The organism is Variovorax paradoxus, from assembly GCF_009498455.1.
Lineage (GTDB): Bacteria > Pseudomonadota > Gammaproteobacteria > Burkholderiales > Burkholderiaceae_C > Variovorax > Variovorax paradoxus_H.
This window is the reverse complement of record NZ_CP045644.1, coordinates 6,311,494-6,326,730: the sequence shown is the minus strand read 5'-3', so window position 1 is coordinate 6,326,730 and position 15,237 is coordinate 6,311,494. Positions and strand designations below refer to the sequence as shown.

At 68.2% G+C, this 15,237-nt stretch carries 17 protein-coding genes; 7 read left to right on the top strand and 10 right to left on the bottom strand.

Annotated elements, in window-relative coordinates; translation table 11 throughout:
* A complete protein-coding gene (locus tag GFK26_RS29255) occupies nucleotides 1–330 on the top strand; it encodes a hypothetical protein (protein ID WP_228121805.1) in 330 nt (109 codons plus the stop codon).
* Nucleotides 331–346: 16 nt separating this feature from the next.
* Here the strand turns inward: GFK26_RS29255 and GFK26_RS29250 are convergent, their stop codons facing one another.
* From GFK26_RS29250 to GFK26_RS29225, 6 genes are read right to left on the bottom strand one after another with little or no spacing between them, the layout of a single operon-like run.
* Nucleotides 347–2,164: an AMP-dependent synthetase/ligase gene (locus GFK26_RS29250; protein ID WP_153286146.1), complete on the bottom strand. Its 1,818-nt coding sequence runs from the start codon at nucleotides 2,162–2,164 to the stop codon at nucleotides 347–349.
* 2 nt (nucleotides 2,165–2,166) lie between these two features.
* On the bottom strand, nucleotides 2,167–3,000 hold the full coding sequence (locus GFK26_RS29245) for an ABC transporter ATP-binding protein (RefSeq protein WP_153285048.1): 834 nt from the start codon (nucleotides 2,998–3,000) through the stop codon (nucleotides 2,167–2,169).
* 8 nt (nucleotides 3,001–3,008) lie between these two features.
* The gene (locus tag GFK26_RS29240) at nucleotides 3,009–4,196 is read right to left on the bottom strand and encodes an ABC transporter substrate-binding protein (protein WP_153285047.1); all 1,188 of its coding nucleotides are present in this window, start codon (nucleotides 4,194–4,196) and stop codon (nucleotides 3,009–3,011) included.
* A 15-nt stretch (nucleotides 4,197–4,211) separates the two neighbouring features.
* The gene (locus GFK26_RS29235; RefSeq protein ID WP_153285046.1) at nucleotides 4,212–5,249 is read right to left on the bottom strand and encodes a branched-chain amino acid ABC transporter permease; all 1,038 of its coding nucleotides are present in this window, start codon (nucleotides 5,247–5,249) and stop codon (nucleotides 4,212–4,214) included.
* Between the two features lie 2 nt (nucleotides 5,250–5,251).
* Nucleotides 5,252–6,130: a branched-chain amino acid ABC transporter permease gene (locus GFK26_RS29230; protein WP_056583166.1), complete on the bottom strand. Its 879-nt coding sequence runs from the start codon at nucleotides 6,128–6,130 to the stop codon at nucleotides 5,252–5,254.
* Nucleotides 6,130–6,969, bottom strand: coding sequence for an ABC transporter ATP-binding protein (locus GFK26_RS29225; protein WP_153285045.1), 840 nt, complete (start codon nucleotides 6,967–6,969; stop codon nucleotides 6,130–6,132). Before GFK26_RS29225 ends, GFK26_RS29230 begins: the two co-directional genes overlap by 1 nt.
* Before the next feature lie 168 nt (nucleotides 6,970–7,137).
* Between GFK26_RS29225 and GFK26_RS29220 the strand changes: the two genes are divergently transcribed.
* Genes GFK26_RS29220 through arfB form a run of 4 tightly spaced genes read left to right on the top strand, consistent with a single transcriptional unit; the run spans nucleotide 7,138 to nucleotide 10,231 of the window.
* Complete coding sequence (locus GFK26_RS29220) at nucleotides 7,138–7,800, top strand: TetR/AcrR family transcriptional regulator (protein WP_319360428.1); 663 nt, start codon at nucleotides 7,138–7,140, stop codon at nucleotides 7,798–7,800.
* Entirely contained in the window at nucleotides 7,797–8,594 is a 798-nt protein-coding gene (locus GFK26_RS29215; protein ID WP_153285043.1) for an enoyl-CoA hydratase/isomerase family protein, read from the top strand. The genes GFK26_RS29220 and GFK26_RS29215 overlap by 4 nt, the downstream gene beginning before the upstream one ends.
* Before the next feature lie 28 nt (nucleotides 8,595–8,622).
* Nucleotides 8,623–9,807, top strand: a complete 1,185-nt coding sequence (locus tag GFK26_RS29210) for an acetyl-CoA C-acyltransferase family protein (protein ID WP_153285042.1) — start codon at nucleotides 8,623–8,625, stop codon at nucleotides 9,805–9,807.
* A 16-nt stretch (nucleotides 9,808–9,823) separates the two neighbouring features.
* Nucleotides 9,824–10,231, top strand: a complete 408-nt coding sequence (gene arfB / locus GFK26_RS29205; RefSeq protein WP_153285041.1) for an alternative ribosome rescue aminoacyl-tRNA hydrolase ArfB — start codon at nucleotides 9,824–9,826, stop codon at nucleotides 10,229–10,231.
* On the opposite strand, the gene GFK26_RS29200 is transcribed toward arfB, so the two are convergent.
* Nucleotides 10,200–10,727 carry a hypothetical protein gene (locus GFK26_RS29200; RefSeq protein ID WP_095950800.1) on the bottom strand — a complete coding sequence of 176 codons (528 nt, stop codon included), beginning with the start codon at nucleotides 10,725–10,727 and terminating at the stop codon, nucleotides 10,200–10,202. The two genes, arfB and GFK26_RS29200, sit on opposite strands and share 32 nt — an antisense overlap.
* Nucleotides 10,728–10,875: 148 nt before the next feature.
* On the opposite strand from GFK26_RS29200, the gene GFK26_RS29195 reads away from it, so the two are divergent.
* Together GFK26_RS29195 and GFK26_RS29190 are read left to right on the top strand one after the other, a co-directional pair.
* Nucleotides 10,876–11,460 (top strand): DUF3299 domain-containing protein, encoded by a 585-nt coding sequence (locus GFK26_RS29195; protein WP_153285040.1) that lies wholly within the window; start codon nucleotides 10,876–10,878, stop codon nucleotides 11,458–11,460.
* A gap of 120 nt (nucleotides 11,461–11,580) precedes the next feature.
* Nucleotides 11,581–11,994 carry a GFA family protein gene (locus GFK26_RS29190; protein WP_153285039.1) on the top strand — a complete coding sequence of 138 codons (414 nt, stop codon included), beginning with the start codon at nucleotides 11,581–11,583 and terminating at the stop codon, nucleotides 11,992–11,994.
* A 10-nt stretch (nucleotides 11,995–12,004) separates the two neighbouring features.
* Here the strand turns inward: GFK26_RS29190 and GFK26_RS29185 are convergent, their stop codons facing one another.
* From GFK26_RS29185 to GFK26_RS29175, 3 genes are all read right to left on the bottom strand, one after another.
* Nucleotides 12,005–12,889 (bottom strand): LysR family transcriptional regulator, encoded by an 885-nt coding sequence (locus tag GFK26_RS29185; protein WP_153285038.1) that lies wholly within the window; start codon nucleotides 12,887–12,889, stop codon nucleotides 12,005–12,007.
* Between the two features lie 31 nt (nucleotides 12,890–12,920).
* On the bottom strand, nucleotides 12,921–14,651 hold the full coding sequence (locus GFK26_RS29180; protein WP_153285037.1) for a SulP family inorganic anion transporter: 1,731 nt from the start codon (nucleotides 14,649–14,651) through the stop codon (nucleotides 12,921–12,923).
* A 61-nt stretch (nucleotides 14,652–14,712) separates the two neighbouring features.
* A complete protein-coding gene (locus GFK26_RS29175) occupies nucleotides 14,713–15,174 on the bottom strand; it encodes a DUF2501 domain-containing protein (protein WP_153285036.1) in 462 nt (153 codons plus the stop codon).
* Between the last annotated feature and the right edge of the window lie 63 nt (nucleotides 15,175–15,237).

Genomic DNA, 15,237 nt, shown 5'->3' with positions numbered 1-15,237 from the left:
ATGAACTTCATTCTTCGCGTCATTCTTCTGCTCCTGGGGCTGGTCTTCGCGGCCAGCCTGGCCGTGGCGGCCCTGCTGCTGGCGGCGGTGTGGGGTGTGCGCTACGCCTGGGGGCGCGTCACGGGCAAGCCCGTCACGCCTTGGGTCATGCGCTTCAACCCCCGCTCGGGCTTCGACCGATTTCGCCATGCGGCACAGCAGCCGGCCGAGCCCACGGCAGCGGATGTGGTCAGCGCCCGTGCACGCGGCGAATCGGTGCGCAGCCCGGTCGTGCTGGGCCCGGCCGACGATGTGACCGACGTGCGGGCGCGGCCCGTGCGCGGCGACTGAGCCTCTTTCTTCTCGATCAGGCGCTGTACAGCGCCTCGATCTCGTTGGCGTAAGACTTGTAGATGCTGGAGCGCCGCACCTTCATGGTGGCGGTGACTTCACCGTCGTCATGGTCCAACTCTTTGGTGAGCAGATGAAAACGTCTGATCTGCGACACCTGCGCCAGCTTCCCATTGCCGTGCGCCACTTCGGCCTCGATCAGCGCGCGCACCTTGGGTTCTTCCACCAGTGAGCGAAAGTGCGTGAACGGCAGGCGCTGGGCTTCGGCCCATTTGCCGACCGTCTCGTAGTCGATCTGCAGCAGCGCGCCGACGAACTTGCGGCCGTCCGCGACCACGATGCATTCCTTGATGAAGGGGCTGCCCTTCATGGTGTTCTCGATCTCCGAGGGCGTGAGGTTCTTGCCGCCGGCGGTGATCATGATGTCCTTCAGCCGATCGACGATGCGCAGCTGGCCACCGGCTTCCTCGCGCACCACGTCGCCCGTGTGCAGCCATCCATCGCGGATCGATGAGGCCGTGGCTTCGGGGTTCTTGTAGTAGCCCTCGAACACCATGTTGCCGCGCACCAGCAGCTCGCCCGCTTCGCCCACGCGGTGCTCGGTGCCCTGCGTGGGCGGGCCGACGGTGCCGATGGTCACCGCGTCGGCGCGATGGCCCGCGACCATGCCGGTCGATTCGGTGAGCCCGTACACCTCGACCAGCGGCACGCCCAGCGTGCGAAAGAAGCGCACCACGTCCGCAGGAATCGGCGCCGCTCCCGTGAGCGCGATGCGTGCGCGGCGCAGGCCGATGAAGTTCTGCAGCGCGCGCAGCACGGTCCAGTAGGCGAGGGCGAAACGGCCGCGCTCGGCCAGGGTCCAGGCGCTGCGCGGCTTCTCGGCCAGCGGCGCGCAGGCCTCGATGGCCTTGCGGAACAACGCGCGCTGCAATCTGCCGGTTTCCTGCATCTTGATGCTGATGCCCGCGTGCAGCTTTTCCCAGATGCGCGGCACGCCAAGGAACATGGTGGGCGCCACTTCGCGCAGGTCTTCTTGCACGGTGCGGATCGATTCGCCGAAGTTGACCTGCGAACCCAGGTACAGCGGCACGAAGGCCGTGAGCATCTGCTCGGCCACGTGGCACAGCGGCAGGTACGACAGGTGCGTGGTGCTGCCGTCGAGCCCGAGCCGCTCGACGATGCCGGGCACGACGCCGCGGATGTTGCGGTACGAAATCATCGCGCCCTTGGGCTTGCCGGTGGAGCCCGAGGTGTAGATCATCAAGCCGATGTCGGCGAGCGTCTGGCGCTGCAGCGCGGCGTCGATGAGCGCGCTGCCGTCGCGTGCCAGCACCTCGGCACCGGCCTGCTCGACCTCGGCAAAGGTCGCGATGCGCTCGCGCACCTCGGGCGGGTAGCTCGCGAGGCCCTTGGTCTCGATCACGATGATCTTGCGCAGGCGCGGCAGCTGGTCGAGCGCGTCGAGCACCTTGTCGGTCTGCTCCTGGTCTTCGCAGACGATCACTTCGATGTCGGCATGGCCGACCACGTAGGCGACCTCGTTGCTCGGGCTGGTGGGATACACGCCCACGGTCACGGCACCGATGAGCCCCGCGCCCATCTGCGCGAGCAGCCATTCGACGCGGTTCTCGGAAATCACGCCCAGGTGCCCGCCGGGCGCGAGGCCCATCGCGTGCAGGCCCAGGCCGAAGCGGCTGGCGCGCTGCAGGTAGCCGGCCCAGTCCAGCGGATGCCAGATGCCGAAGTCCTTCTGCCGGATCGCGATGCGCTGCGGCTGCAGGCGCGCCTGCTCGCGCAGCATCTGCGGCAGCGTGAGCGAAGGAAGCGGGTTCATCGTCATGACAGCCAGCGCTTGCGGCGCTTGTAGTGCTTCAGCTCGCGGAAGCTGCGCGATTCGCCGCTGCCGCCCACGCCCAGGTAGAACTCGCGCACGTCGGGGTCGGCTGCGAGGCGTTCGGCGCTGCCGTCGATCACGACCTTGCCGCTTTCCATGATGTAGCCCGTGTGCGCAATGGCCAGTGCCACGCTGGCGTTCTGTTCCACCAGCAGCATCGAGGTGCCGCGCTCGGCGTTGATGCGCGCGATGATCGTGAAGATGTCTTCCACCAGCTTGGGCGACAGGCCCAGCGAGGGCTCGTCGAGCAAGATCAATTGAGGCTGCGCGACCAGCGCGCGGCCGATGGCGAGCATCTGCTGCTCGCCGCCCGAGAGGTAGCCCGCAAGACCCTTGCGGCGCTCATGCAGGCGAGGGAAGTAGGCATAGACGTCGTCGAAGTTGCGCGAGGCAGGCGCAGCGCCCGCTCGCCCCGTCAGCGCATAGGTCGCGGCCACCAGGTTCTCTTCGACCGTGAGGTCTTCGAACACGCGCCGGCCTTCCATCACATGGCTCAGGCCGCGCCGCACCAGCTGCTGCGGTGCGAGCCGTTCGGTCGGTGCACCGTCGAACACGATGCGCCCGGCCTCGACCTCGCCGTCTTCCAGCGCGAGCAGGCCCGACACCGCTTTCAGCGTGGTCGACTTGCCCGCGCCGTTGCTGCCCAGCAGCGCCACGATCTTCCCGCGCGGCACGGCCAGCGACAGGCCGCGCAAGACCTGCACGACCTTGTTGTAGACCACCTCGATGTTGTTGACCTCCAAGACGAGGTCGGGTGGTGCCGCGCGCGCGTCCATCGTGCCGGTCAGTTCAGTGCGATCCAGTCCGACGCCGGCACCATCTTCTGCGCCTTCATGTCGGCCTTGTAGACGCGGCCCACGGGGATGGAGTTGCCCTTGATGGTGATCGGCGTGCCGATGATCCCGCCGGTGTCGAAGTCCTTGATGGTGTTGAGCGCCGCCTTCAGGTTCTTGCCATCGAGCGGCTTGCCTGCATCGAGCGTGCGCTTGGCTGCTTCGGTGAACAGCATGGCGGTGAGAAAGCCCTGCGTGTAGGCCGTGCTCTGGTACTCGGGGCGCAGCGCGCGGATCTTGTCGAGCATCGGCGCCTTGGCTGTGGTGTCGTAGTAGTAGCGGTAGGGCATGACGCCCATGAAGCCGTCGCCGCCTTCGCCCATCTTCATGACGGTGGAGCTGTCCATGGTCCAGAAGGTGCCCATCCACTTGCTGGTCATGCCCATCTGTTTGCCCTGCTGCACGAACTCGGGAATGGGCGCGAGGATGTAGCCGTGGAAGATCGTGTAGTCGGGCGCGGCGCGGCGCAGCTTGATGACCTCGGTCGACACGTCGACGCTGCCCGCGGGCGTCATGAGCTTCACGGGCACGCTGAGGCCCAGCTTCTTCGCGGCGGCTTCGCTGGCCTCGATCGGGTCGCGGCCGAACTCGGAGTCGGAGTACACGAAGGCCACCTTCGCGCCCGGCTTTTCCTTGGCGATGTGGCGCAGAAGAATGCCGATCTGCTCGGTGTAGTCGGGGCCCACGAGAAACTGGTTCGGGTACTTGGCCGGGTCGTTGAGCTCGGTGGCGAACGACGCGCCCGCCATCAGGATCTGGCCGCTGCGGTCGAGCTCGGGGTTGATGGTCTTGGAGAAGCCGGTCGAGTCGCCGTAGTAGAGGTTGACCTTGTTCTGGCTCGTGATCTTCTTGAAGGCCGCCACCGATACGTCGACCTTGTAGCCCGTGTCTTCCGGCACGTAGCGCAGCTTGCGGCCCTTGATGCCGCCTGCGTCGTTGACGATCTTCACGTAGTCGGCAATGCCGGCGTTGATGCCCACGCCCGCGAAGGCGAACACGCCGGTCATGGGGATCGAGCCGCCGATGACGATGTCCTCGTTGGCTTGCGCGTGCGCGGCGAAGGGCACGGTGGCGGCCAGGCCGGCTGCGAGCAGCAGGGCGCGGCGCTGGTGAGAAGGCTTCTTCGTTGTCTTGGGCATGTGTGTCTCCTGGTTCTAGTTACGGAACGGCCATAGGTGAAAGAAGCGGCGTATGCGCCGCCACACTTCTGCGAGCCCGTGCGGCTCGAACACCAGAAATCCGACGATGAGCAGGCCGAAGACGACGGTGCGCACCGGCGAGAGGAACACGGTCATCTCGACGCCGCCCGGCAGCAGGTCGACCACCAGCTTGAGCAGCTCGGGCACCATGGTCATGAACACCGCGCCGAAGATGCCGCCCAGGATCGTGCCCATGCCGCCGACGATGATGGCGGCCAGGAAGAAGATCGACATCAAGAGCGGAAAGCTCTCGGGCGTGACCACGCGGAAGAAGTAGGCCCACAGCCCGCCCGCCACGCCCGCGTAGAACGACGAGAGTCCGAACGACAGCAGCTTGTAGCGCAGCAATGGAATGCCCAGCACCTCGGCCGAGATGTCGCGGTCGCGGATGGCGATGAAGGCGCGCCCCACGCGCGTGCGAAACAGGTTGGCCGCGCCGAGCACCATGAGCACCATCACCGGCACGATCACCCAGTACAGGCGGAACGAGGTGTCCAGCGGCAGGCCGAAGAGCTGCGCGGGCGGCAGCGAAATGCCCGTGGTGCGGCCCGTGAGCTTGAGGTTGGCGAACAGGAAGTGCGTGATGAACGATGCGGCGATGGTCGCGATCGCCAGGTACAGGCCCTTCACGCGCAGCGAGGGAATGCCGACGATCAATCCGCCGAGCATCGCGACCACGCCGCCCGCGAGGATGTTCAGCAGGAAGGGCGTGCCCAGCCGCGTCTGCATGATCGCGACGGTGTACGCACCCAGGCCCATGAACGCGGCCTGCCCGAGGCTCACGAGGCCCGTGTAGCCCGTGAGGATGTTCAGGCCCGTGGCGCTCGCCACGTTGATGGCGACCAGGCACGCGAGGTACAGCCAGTAGTCGCTGGCCATGAAGGGGAACAGCACGAGCAGCGCGACGCCGACCGCGAGCCACACCTTCTGCGTGCGCGAATCGAACAGCGCCGCGTCGGCGGTGTAGCTTTGCTTGAGGGTGCCGATGCGCATGGCTAGAGTCTCTCGATCTCGTGCGTGCCGAAGAGGCCGTACGGCCGCACCATCAGCACGAACACCAGCACGATGAAGGTGGCGAGCAGCTTGTACTCGCCGCCGAGGTAGGAGCCGGCCAGCGCTTCGATCAGTCCGATGAGCACGCCGCCGACGAGCGCGCCCAGCACGCTGTCGAGCCCGCCGACGATCACCACCACCAGCACCGACAGCCCGAACACGCCCATCGACGACGAGATGCCGCCGATGGCGCCGACGATGATGCCGGCCACCGCCGCGATCATCGACGAGGCCACCCAGGCGAGCGAGAACACGCGCGGCACGTGGATGCCCATCGAGTACGCGGCAGCCTGGTCCGAGGCCGTGGCCCTCAGCGCCACGCCGCCGCGCCAGAAGCGGAACAGCAGCAGCACGAGCCCGATCAGCACCACGGCGATCAGCGCGCCATAAGCGATCTTCGGCGCCAGGAAGGCCTCGCCGACCATCACGGGCGTGTTCGGCAAAAACTCGGGCAGGCGGCGCTGGTCGGCGGTCCAGATGATCTCGACCAGCCCGACGAGGATCGACGCCAGCCCCACCGTCACCATGAACACCGAGATCGGCGGCTCGCCCAGCAGCGGGCGGATCATGGTGCGCTCGATCACCGCGCCCAGCAGGCCGGTACCGATCACCGAGCCCAGCACCGCCATCCAGATCGGCAGCGAGAAGCTCGCGGCGAAGGTGAAGAACAGGTAGGCGCCGACCATCAGCATCTCGCCGATGGCGATGTTGACCACGCGCGTCGCCTTGTAGACCAGCACGAAGGCCAGCGCCGCGAGCGCATACAGGCCGCCGCCGGCAATGCCGGTGAGCGCGATCTCGAAGAGGTAGGCCCAATCCATCACGCGGCTCCCACGGCAGCTTCACCGCGCAGCCGTCGGCGCAGCTCGCCCACGTCGCCCGCGCCGAGGTAGGCGCGGATCACTTCGGGGTCGGCCTGCACCTGCGCCGGCGTGCCTTGCGCAATGACCTGGCCGAAGTTGAGCACCACCACGTGGTCCGACAGGTCCATCACCATGCCCATGTCGTGCTCGACCATCAGCACCGTGATGCCCCATTCGCGCCGCACGTCGAGGATGAAGCGCGCCATGTCTTCGGTCTCTTCGCGGTTCATTCCGGCCACGGGCTCGTCGAGCATCAGCACCTTGGGCTGCATGGCCAGCGCGCGCGCCATCTCGACGCGCTTCTGCAGGCCGTAGGGCAGGGCGGCCACCGAGGCGTGGCGGATGTGGTCGATCTCGAGGAAATCGATGATGCGTTCTTCGACGTCGCGGCGCAGCTCGGCCTCTTCGCGGCGTGCGCGGCCCAGGTAGAAGAGGGCGTCGAACACGTTGGTCTTCAGGTGCGTGTGGCGGCCGAGCTTGATGTTGTCGAGCACGGTCATGCCGCGGAACAGCGCGATGTTCTGGAAGCTGCGCGCCAGGCCGAGCGCGGCGCGCCTGGGGGCGGGCAGGCGGGTGATGTCCGCGCCCTCGAACAGCACGCGGCCCTGCGAGGGCTTGTAGAAGCCCGAGATGGTGTTGAACAGCGAGGTCTTGCCCGCGCCGTTGGGCCCGATCACCGCGGTGATGGAGCCGGGCGCGACGCTGAAGCCGACATGGGTGAGCGCCTTCACGCCGCCGAATGCCAGCGTCAACGCCTCGGCCTGCAGCACCGGGGCCGTGGCGGAAGGTGCGGACATGGAGGGTTCCCGTCGGGTCTCGTCAGGCATGGCTAAGGGGCGCGCCGCAAGGTCAGGGTTTGTGTCCAGCAGCGAAATGCTACTGGCCCGTAAAATTCCTACTGGTCGGTAATGTCTGTGTTCGCCGCAGGTCGCGGCATCGGGACTTTCCCCGCCCGCACAAACCCCATGCCCCGTTCTTCCGCCGTTCCAGCCTCAGCGCCCCCCTCTCCGTGGGAACCCGCCGACCGTCGCGCGCAGCAGCGCGAGGTGAAGCGCATGGCCGTGTTGCGCACGGCCGCCCAGCTCTTCAACGAGCGCGGCTTTCACGCGACCTCGCTCGACGACATTGCCGAGCGGCTCAACGTGAGCAAGCCCACGCTGTACTACTACATCGAGAACAAGGACCAGATCCTGCTCGAGTGCGTGAAGATGGCGCTCGACCTCATGCAGACCGGCATCGGCGAGGTGCGCGCCGCGGGCGGCAGCGCCATCGACCAGCTCAAGGCCTGCATGCGCATCTACTCGGGCGTGGTCACGCAAGACTTCGGCATGTGCGTGATCCGCATCGGCGAAGACCCGCTGCCCGATCCGCTCAAGAAGGAACTGCGCCGCCTCAAGGCCGGCATCGACGGGCATTTCCGCCGCCTGATCGAAGAGGGCGTGGCCGAAGGCGCACTCGCGCCCTGCGACGCCAAGATGGCGGCCTTCATGCTGGCCGGCGCGCTGAGCTGGATCGGCCGCTGGTACCGCCCCGACGGCGACCTCACGCCCGACCAGATCGCCGACCAGGGCATCGAGCTGCTGCTCAACGGCGTGCTGCAGCGCGCCCCGACGAAAGCAAAGACATGACGACAACCCCACAGACTTCTTCTTCGCCACTGCTGGTGGGCCGCGAAGGCGCGGTGGCCACGCTGCGCTTCAACCGGCCGGCCGCGCTCAATGCCATCGACGTGCCGATGGCCACCGCCTTCCTCGCGGCCGCGCGCACATTGGCCGCTGACAAGAGCGTGCGCGCCGTGCTGCTGAGCGGCGCGGGCAAAGGCTTCATGGCCGGCGGCGACCTCGGCGTGCTGAGCGCTGACCCGAAGCAGGGCGCGGCCGACCTCATCGGCCCGCTGCACGAGGCGCTGACCGTGCTCGACGCCATGGACGCGCCGCTGGTCGCACAGGTACACGGCGTGGCGGCCGGCGCGGGCCTGAGCCTGATGCTGCAGGCCGACTTCGTGCTCGCGGCCGAAGGCACGCGCTTCAACCTGGCCTACGTGAACATCGGCACCAGCTGCGATGTCGGTGCGTCGTGGGCGCTGCCGCGGCTCGTCGGCATGCGCCGCGCGCTGGAGATCGCGATGCTCGGTGACACCTACGACACCGCCGCCGCCGAGCGCATGGGCCTCATCAACCGCGTGGTGCCTGCGGCCGAGCTCGAATCCGAAGCCATGGCCCTCGCGCAGCGGCTGGCCAAGGGCCCGACCGTGGCGCTGGGTAACCTGCGCCGGCTGATGCGCGGCTCGCTCGACCGCGACCTCGCGAGCCAACTCGACGCCGAGTCGGCCGCGTTCCAGTCGTGCGCGGCCACCGACGATTTCCGCATCGGCCTCGATGCCTTTTTCGGCAAGAAGCCCGCGGCCTTCACCGGCCGATGACCCTTTTTTAATCCAGGAGATACACACCATGACCCAACGCGACATCTTCGTGGTCGGCACCGCCCGCACCGCCATCGGCACCTTCGGCGGTGCACTGAAAGACGTGCCCAACACGCAACTGGCCACCACCGCCGTCAAGGCCGCCATCGAACGCAGTGGCCTGGCCGCCGACGCCATCGGCCATGTGGTGATGGGCAACGTGATTCCCACCGACGTGAAGGACGCGTACCTCAGCCGCGTGGCCGCCATCGACGCGGGCTGCCCCATCGAGACACCGGCCTTCAACGTGAACCGCCTGTGCGGCTCGGGCCTGCAGGCCATCGTGTCGGCAGCGCAGGCGATTGCGCTGGGCGATTGCGACATCGCCATCGGCGGCGGTTCGGAATCGATGAGCCGCGGCCCGTATTTCGACACCTCGGCGCGTTACGGCGCACGCATGGGCGACGCGGTGCTGGTCGACTACATGCTGGGCATCCTGCACGACCCGTGGGAGAAGATCCACATGGGCATCACGGCCGAGAACGTGGCCGCGCGCTACGGCATCACGCGCGAGCAGATGGACGAACTGGCCGTGACCAGCCAGCAGCGCGCCGCCGCCGCGATTGCCGCGGGCCGCTTCAAGGAACAGATCGTTCCGGTCGAAGTGAAGACGCGCAAGGGCGTCGTGCTGTTCGACACCGACGAGCACGTGCGCGCCGACACCACCGTTGACACGCTCGCGAAGATGAAGCCCGCATTCAAGAAGGACGGCCTCGTCACCGCCGGCAATGCCTCGGGCATCAATGACGGCGCCGCCGCCGTCGTGCTCGCCGAAGGTGGCCGTGTGAAGGCGCTGGGCCTGAAGCCGCTGGCACGTCTGGTCGGCTACGCGCACGCTGGCGTCGAACCCGCGTACATGGGCATCGGCCCGGTGCCGGCCACGCGCAAGGTGCTGGAACGCACGGGCCTGAAGGTCAGCGACTTCGACGTGATCGAGTCGAACGAAGCGTTCGCCGCACAGGCTTGCGCGGTCATCAAGGAACTGGGCTTCGACCCCGCCAAGGTGAACCCGAACGGCTCGGGCATTTCGCTGGGTCACCCGGTGGGCGCGACCGGCGCGATCATCACGACGAAGGCCATCGCCGAGCTGCACCGCACCGGCGGCCGCTATGCGCTCGTGACGATGTGCATCGGCGGCGGGCAAGGCATTGCCGCCGTGTTTGAACGCGTTTGAAGGCACACTCGCGGGCATGCTCCGCCCCCCACTCCTGCTCGACCCCGACGAAGTCGAGATCAGCGCCATCCGCGCGCAGGGTGCGGGCGGGCAGAACGTCAACAAGGTGTCGAGCGCGATCCATCTGCGCTACGACATCCACGCCAGCTCGCTGCCCGCCGACGTGAAGGAACGGTTGCTCGCCCTGCGCGACAGCCGCATCACGCAGGAAGGCGTGTTCGTGCTCAAGGCTCAGCAGCACCGCACGCAGGAGATGAACCGCGCCGACGCGCTCGCGCGGCTGCAGGCGGTGATCGACAGCGTGGCCACGCCGCCGCGCGTGCGGCGCGCCACCAAGCCCACCTACGGTTCGAAGCAGCGCCGGCTCGAAGGCAAGAGCCAGCGTTCGCAGATCAAGAACCTGCGCGGGCGGGTGCAGGACTGACCGGCTTGTCGCCGCGCAGCCGCTTGATCTGCAGCGTCACGCCGACCACGTACAGCGCGCCGAGCACCGCGGTGATCGCCTTCAACTCGGGCGCCTCGGCGCTCGGCAGCAGCGGCGCGCCCAGCGGAAAGCGCGTCAGCGTTTCGGTGAAGGCCGGAATCCAGTGGAAGAGAAAGCTCGCCGAATAGGCGACGGCCTCGATGTAGCGCGACTTCGCCCCGAGCCGCCCGTACCCCGCCAGCGCGCCGACGGCCAACGCCACCAGCGTGATGATGCCCAGCGCATGCGGCTTTCCGAAGCCGCCGTGCTGGAAGATGCCGAAGCCCGTGAGGCAGGTCAGCACCGTGGTCCAGACGAAGACCTGGCCCAGGCCGGTGCGCAGGGTGATTTCCTTGTAGCGCAGCAGGGCCCAGAGGCCCGCGAACACGGCGATCAGGCTGATCGCGGTGTGAACCGTGCCGAGTGACGTCAATCCAAGCCATCCTGTGGGTGCCATGCGGATCTCCTCGTGGTCGTGGTGCGGCATTCTGGCGCGGTGCCCGCCTTTGTGCCACATGGGTGCCATGGGTGTGCCATTCGTTCCGAAGCGGGTCTTCCGGCCCGCCCCGAGCGCCGGGTCGCCTTCGGCAAGCACAATCGGGGCCATGAGTGTTCTTGTTCGTCGCGTGGGAATGATGGTGCTGCTGATGGCGGTCGCGGGCACCCTGCTGTCCGCCTGCAGCCCGGACGCCGCAGAGGGGCAGGGCCCCGCCAGCGCGCCCGCCGCGCAGGAGTTGGCGTGGGACACGCTGATCCCCAAGGACTGGGACCCGACCCAGCGCTACCGCAACATCAGCCTCGAGGCGCTGCGCGACAACGATCCGCGCGCGATCCAGATGCTCGACGAGATGCGTGCCGTCTGGGACAACGCGCCGGTCAACGTCGCGCTCGACGGCACCGCCGCCAGGCTCTCGGGCTTCGTCGTGCCGCTCGACGCCACGCCCGACGGCATCCGCGACTTCCTGCTGGTGCCGTACTTCGGCGCCTGCATCCACACCCCACCGCCGCCCGCCAACCAGATCGTTCACGTGATCGCGCCTGCGCCCGTGAAGGGCTTGCATGCGATGGACACGGTGCGCGTCAGCGGCACGCTGAAGGCGGCGCGCTACGCGTCGGCGGACATGGGCGTGAGCGGCTACGAGATTGCGTCGGCGGCGGTGGAGCGGCTGGTGGTCACGCAGGGGCCGTGAAGGCCGAAGTGCCGTCGGCGGTCGGCACGACGCGCATCGGTTTCGCGACGATCTTGTTACTCCCGCCTCACGTCCTTGCTCGAATAGATTGCCCTTCATCACTTCGAAAGGGCAAGAACCATGAACCCGGCCTACACCGGCGGTTGCGCGTGCGGCGCCATTCGCTACGAGATTTCAGGGGAACCCGTGTTCCAGAACGACTGCCAGTGCCTCGACTGCCAGCGCAAGAGCGGCACGGGTCATGGCTCGTACCTCAGCTTCGCGGGCGCCGAGGTGAAACAGACCGGCGCGGCCACGCTGTGGCGCCTCAAGGGTGACAGCGGCAACGTCAAGACGCGCGCCTTCTGCCCGACCTGCGGCTCGCCTGTGTACATGACCTTCGCCGCGATGCCCGGCGTCTTCACCGTGCACGCCGCAAGCCTGGACGACCCGGGGCGCTATCGGCCGCAGGCGGTCACGTACGCGGTGCGCGGGCACGCCTGGGACTTTCTCGACCCGGCGCTGCCGAAGTTCGAGCGGATGCCGCCGGGCTGAACCCAGCCGGTCAGGCCATGCGTTGCGACAGGAAATCGAGGAACGACGTGATCCGCGCCGACAGCTGCGTGTTGCGGTAGTACACGGCGTTGACGGGCTGGCGCACATCGACCGTGTCCTTCGGCAGCACCTGCACCAGCGCGCCGCTGGCGCGATCGGTGGCGGTCATGAAGTCCGACAGGCAGACGATGCCCACGCCGGCCAGCGCGAGCTGGCGCAGCGTCTCGCCGCTCGACGCGACGACGGTGGGCGCGATGGTCCATTCGTCACCCTGCACGCCGCGCAGGGGCCAGCGGTTGAGCGACTCGGGTTGGGTAAAGCCCAGCAACGCGTGGCCGGCCAGTTCGTCCACCTTGCGCGGCTTGCCGTGGGCCTCGAGGTACGCGGGGCTTGCGAGCACGCGCAGCCGGTGCGTGCCGAGCGGGCGCGCATGCAGCGTCGAATCGCGCAGCGGGCCGATGCGGATCGCCACGTCGGTGCGCCGCTCCAGCAGGTCGATGGGCAGGTCGTCGGTGTCGAGTTCCAGGCTGATCTGCGGATAGAGCCGGCGGAACTCCGGCACCAGCGGCACGATGGCGTGCAGCATGAAGGGCGAGGCCGCGTTCACGCGCAGCCGGCCGGCCGGCTGTTGGCGGCGCGCGGCCATGTGTTCCTCGGCGTCGTCGATCGCGTCGAGGATGGCGCGCGTGCGCTGCAAAAAGGCGGCGCCTTCCTCGGTGAGTTCGAGCCGCCGCGTGGTGCGGCGCATCAGCGTGGTGCCGAGCTTCTGTTCCAGCCGGCTCAGCGCGCGGCTGATGCCCGACACGGTCTGGCCGAGCTGGTCGGCCGCGGCGGTGATCGAGCCGGTGTCCACCACGGCGCGGAAGGCGACCAGTTCTTCGATGGTGGTTTTCATGGCGCCCGCGTCTGCGAAGAGAGGCGCGCGGTCAGGCCGCGGCTTCGGCCTCTTCGGGCACGTCGATGCGCGGCATCAGCGCGGCCAGCGCCTCGGCGTCGGTGCGGTAGCTGAAGAGCATCGGCCCCGGTGTGAGCAGGCCGGCGCGTTCGAGCACCTGCATGGCCGGCAGCTTCATGCCGCTCAGGTGCAGGCGCACGCCCTTCGACTCCATCATCCGGCGGATCGAACCGAACACTTCGGCGCCGGTGATGTCGATGCGGTTGATGGGCTGTGCGAACAGGCACACGTCGGTCAGGTCGGGGCGCTCGGCCAGCGCGACCGTGAGCGCGCGCTCCAGCGTGGAGGCCGACGCAAAGTCGAGTTCGGCGTCCATGCGCACGGCATAGAGCTGCGGCGCGAGCGGCGGCAGCTTCCACAGGTGGCGGTCGCGCAGGCTGCCGTCGGGGTGCAGGCCCACTTCGATGATGCGCGGGTGCAGGTGGCGGTACATGTAGTGCGCCAGGCTGGCGAGCAGGCCGCCCAGCACGCCCCAGTAGATGCTCGGCGCGGTGGCGATGGTGAGCACGAAGGTGCCGAAGGCGATGCCGGCCTCCAGCTTCGAGATGCGCCACAGCGCAGTGAAGCTCGACGGCTTCACCAGCCCGAGGATGGCCGTGACCACCACCGCCGCCAGCACCGCCTGCGGCACGTGGTACAGCAGCGGCATGAGCCACAGCAGCGCACCGGCCACCACGGCCACGCTGAACAGCGTCGCCCAGCCGGTCTGCGCGCCGGCATAGAGCGTGATCGCCGAGCGCGAGAACGACGAGCTGGTGGGGAACGCGCCCGAGAAGCCCGAGGCCAGCTTGGCCAGGCCCTGGCCGATCAGGTCCTGGTTTTCGTTCCACAGCGTGCCCGCGCGGCCGTTGTCGACCTTGGCGCTCGATGCGGTCTCGAGAAAACTCACCAGCGTGATCATCAGCGCCGGCAGCACCAGCGCGCTGAAGGTGTGCGCCGGCAGCAGGCCGGGCCAATAGAACGAAGGCAGGCCCGAGGGCAAGGCGCCCACCACGGCGCCGCCGCGCAGCGCGTAGTTGATGGTCCAGCTGATGGCGGCGGCACCGGCCACCAGTGCCATCGTGGTCGGGAAGCGCGGCACCCAGCGCTTGCCCAGCCACAGCACGGCGATGCTGCCCAGGCCGAAGGCGATGGCCGTGAGGTCGGGCAATGGCCCGCCTTGCAACACCTGCGGAATGGTGCGGCCCGTGAAGCCCAGGAGCGCGGGCAGCTGCGAGATCGCAATCAGCACCGCCGCGCCCTGCGTGAACCCGATCAGCACCGGCGAATTGACCAGCCGCAGCAGCCAGCCGAAGCGCCCCGCGCCGAGCACGATCTGGATCGCGCCCGACATCAGCGTGAGCCACACCGCCATCGCCACCCACTCGTCGCTGCCCGCCACCGCCAGCGGCGCGAGCGACGCGCCGACCAGCAGGCTGGTGAGCGCGGTCGGGCCGACCGACAGCCGCTGCGACGAACTGAACATCACGGCGATGAGCGCCGGGAACAGCGCCGCATACACGCCCGTGACCAGCGGCATGCCCGCCAGCGCCGCATACGCAACGCCCTGCGGCAGCACCATCAGCGCGACGGTGATGCCGGCCATGGCCTCGTTGCGCAGCAGCGCGGCGGACGGCTGGGGCCAGGCGAGGCAGGGAACCCAGCGCGCAAGGCGCTGGCGAACAGAGGGTGCGGGGGAGGAGGAAGGGGAAGCCGGATTCATGAAGCGGGGCGCGCGCACGGCGGGCACGCCGCGCGCGGAGAGCGGGAGAGAGAGAAAGAGCCTAGATCAGGGAGGTCGCGTTTTTCAGGACGTAGTCGCAGGCCTTTTCCTTGACCTTCGACGACAGCCCCTTGAGGTTGAGCGACTTGCCGTCGCCGCCCTTGAGCAGGCCCTTGGCGCCGCTCGCGAAGTCGTTTTCCTGTTTCTTCTGGCCGGTGATCTTGGCCAGCAGCTTGTCCTTGACGGACGCTGCATCGCCGCCGAGGTAGTTGTTCTTGACGCAGTACTCGAGCACGCCGGCGGCGCTGCCGATGGTGCTGGAGCCGACGGCAGGCATCTTGAAGCCGCCGAGGCTGAGGCCGCTGAGCGCCGAACCGCCTGCGCTGCTGTTGCCGGTGCTGCTGCCTTGCGAGTTGACTGCCGCTCCGGCCTGTTCTTTCAGCTGGTCGAGCAGGTTGTTGGCCTGCGCCGAGGCGACTGCGGCCAGCAGGGCGAGGGCGACGAAGGTGGAGCGAGCGTGCATGGTGGCCTCCTGGGACGGACATGGGGGGAGAAGCGCCCACCAGCATACCGGAGCGCCCGGAAT

Excerpts from the sequence above, each read along its gene's own strand:
- GFK26_RS29255 (WP_228121805.1), top strand. The coding sequence starts at position 1 with ATGAACTTCATTCTTCGCGTCATTCTTCTGCTCCTGGGGCTGGTCTTC.
- GFK26_RS29250 (WP_153286146.1), bottom strand. The coding sequence starts at position 2,164 with ATGAACCCGCTTCCTTCGCTCACGCTGCCGCAGATGCTGCGCGAGCAG.
- GFK26_RS29245 (WP_153285048.1), bottom strand. The coding sequence starts at position 3,000 with ATGGACGCGCGCGCGGCACCACCCGACCTCGTCTTGGAGGTCAACAAC.
- GFK26_RS29240 (WP_153285047.1), bottom strand. The coding sequence starts at position 4,196 with ATGCCCAAGACAACGAAGAAGCCTTCTCACCAGCGCCGCGCCCTGCTG.
- GFK26_RS29235 (WP_153285046.1), bottom strand. The coding sequence starts at position 5,249 with ATGCGCATCGGCACCCTCAAGCAAAGCTACACCGCCGACGCGGCGCTG.
- GFK26_RS29230 (WP_056583166.1), bottom strand. The coding sequence starts at position 6,130 with ATGGATTGGGCCTACCTCTTCGAGATCGCGCTCACCGGCATTGCCGGC.
- GFK26_RS29225 (WP_153285045.1), bottom strand. The coding sequence starts at position 6,969 with ATGTCCGCACCTTCCGCCACGGCCCCGGTGCTGCAGGCCGAGGCGTTG.
- GFK26_RS29220 (WP_319360428.1), top strand. The coding sequence starts at position 7,138 with ATGCCCCGTTCTTCCGCCGTTCCAGCCTCAGCGCCCCCCTCTCCGTGG.
- GFK26_RS29215 (WP_153285043.1), top strand. The coding sequence starts at position 7,797 with ATGACGACAACCCCACAGACTTCTTCTTCGCCACTGCTGGTGGGCCGC.
- GFK26_RS29210 (WP_153285042.1), top strand. The coding sequence starts at position 8,623 with ATGACCCAACGCGACATCTTCGTGGTCGGCACCGCCCGCACCGCCATC.
- arfB (WP_153285041.1), top strand. The coding sequence starts at position 9,824 with ATGCTCCGCCCCCCACTCCTGCTCGACCCCGACGAAGTCGAGATCAGC.
- GFK26_RS29200 (WP_095950800.1), bottom strand. The coding sequence starts at position 10,727 with ATGGCACCCACAGGATGGCTTGGATTGACGTCACTCGGCACGGTTCAC.
- GFK26_RS29195 (WP_153285040.1), top strand. The coding sequence starts at position 10,876 with ATGAGTGTTCTTGTTCGTCGCGTGGGAATGATGGTGCTGCTGATGGCG.
- GFK26_RS29190 (WP_153285039.1), top strand. The coding sequence starts at position 11,581 with ATGAACCCGGCCTACACCGGCGGTTGCGCGTGCGGCGCCATTCGCTAC.
- GFK26_RS29185 (WP_153285038.1), bottom strand. The coding sequence starts at position 12,889 with ATGAAAACCACCATCGAAGAACTGGTCGCCTTCCGCGCCGTGGTGGAC.
- GFK26_RS29180 (WP_153285037.1), bottom strand. The coding sequence starts at position 14,651 with ATGAATCCGGCTTCCCCTTCCTCCTCCCCCGCACCCTCTGTTCGCCAG.
- GFK26_RS29175 (WP_153285036.1), bottom strand. The coding sequence starts at position 15,174 with ATGCACGCTCGCTCCACCTTCGTCGCCCTCGCCCTGCTGGCCGCAGTC.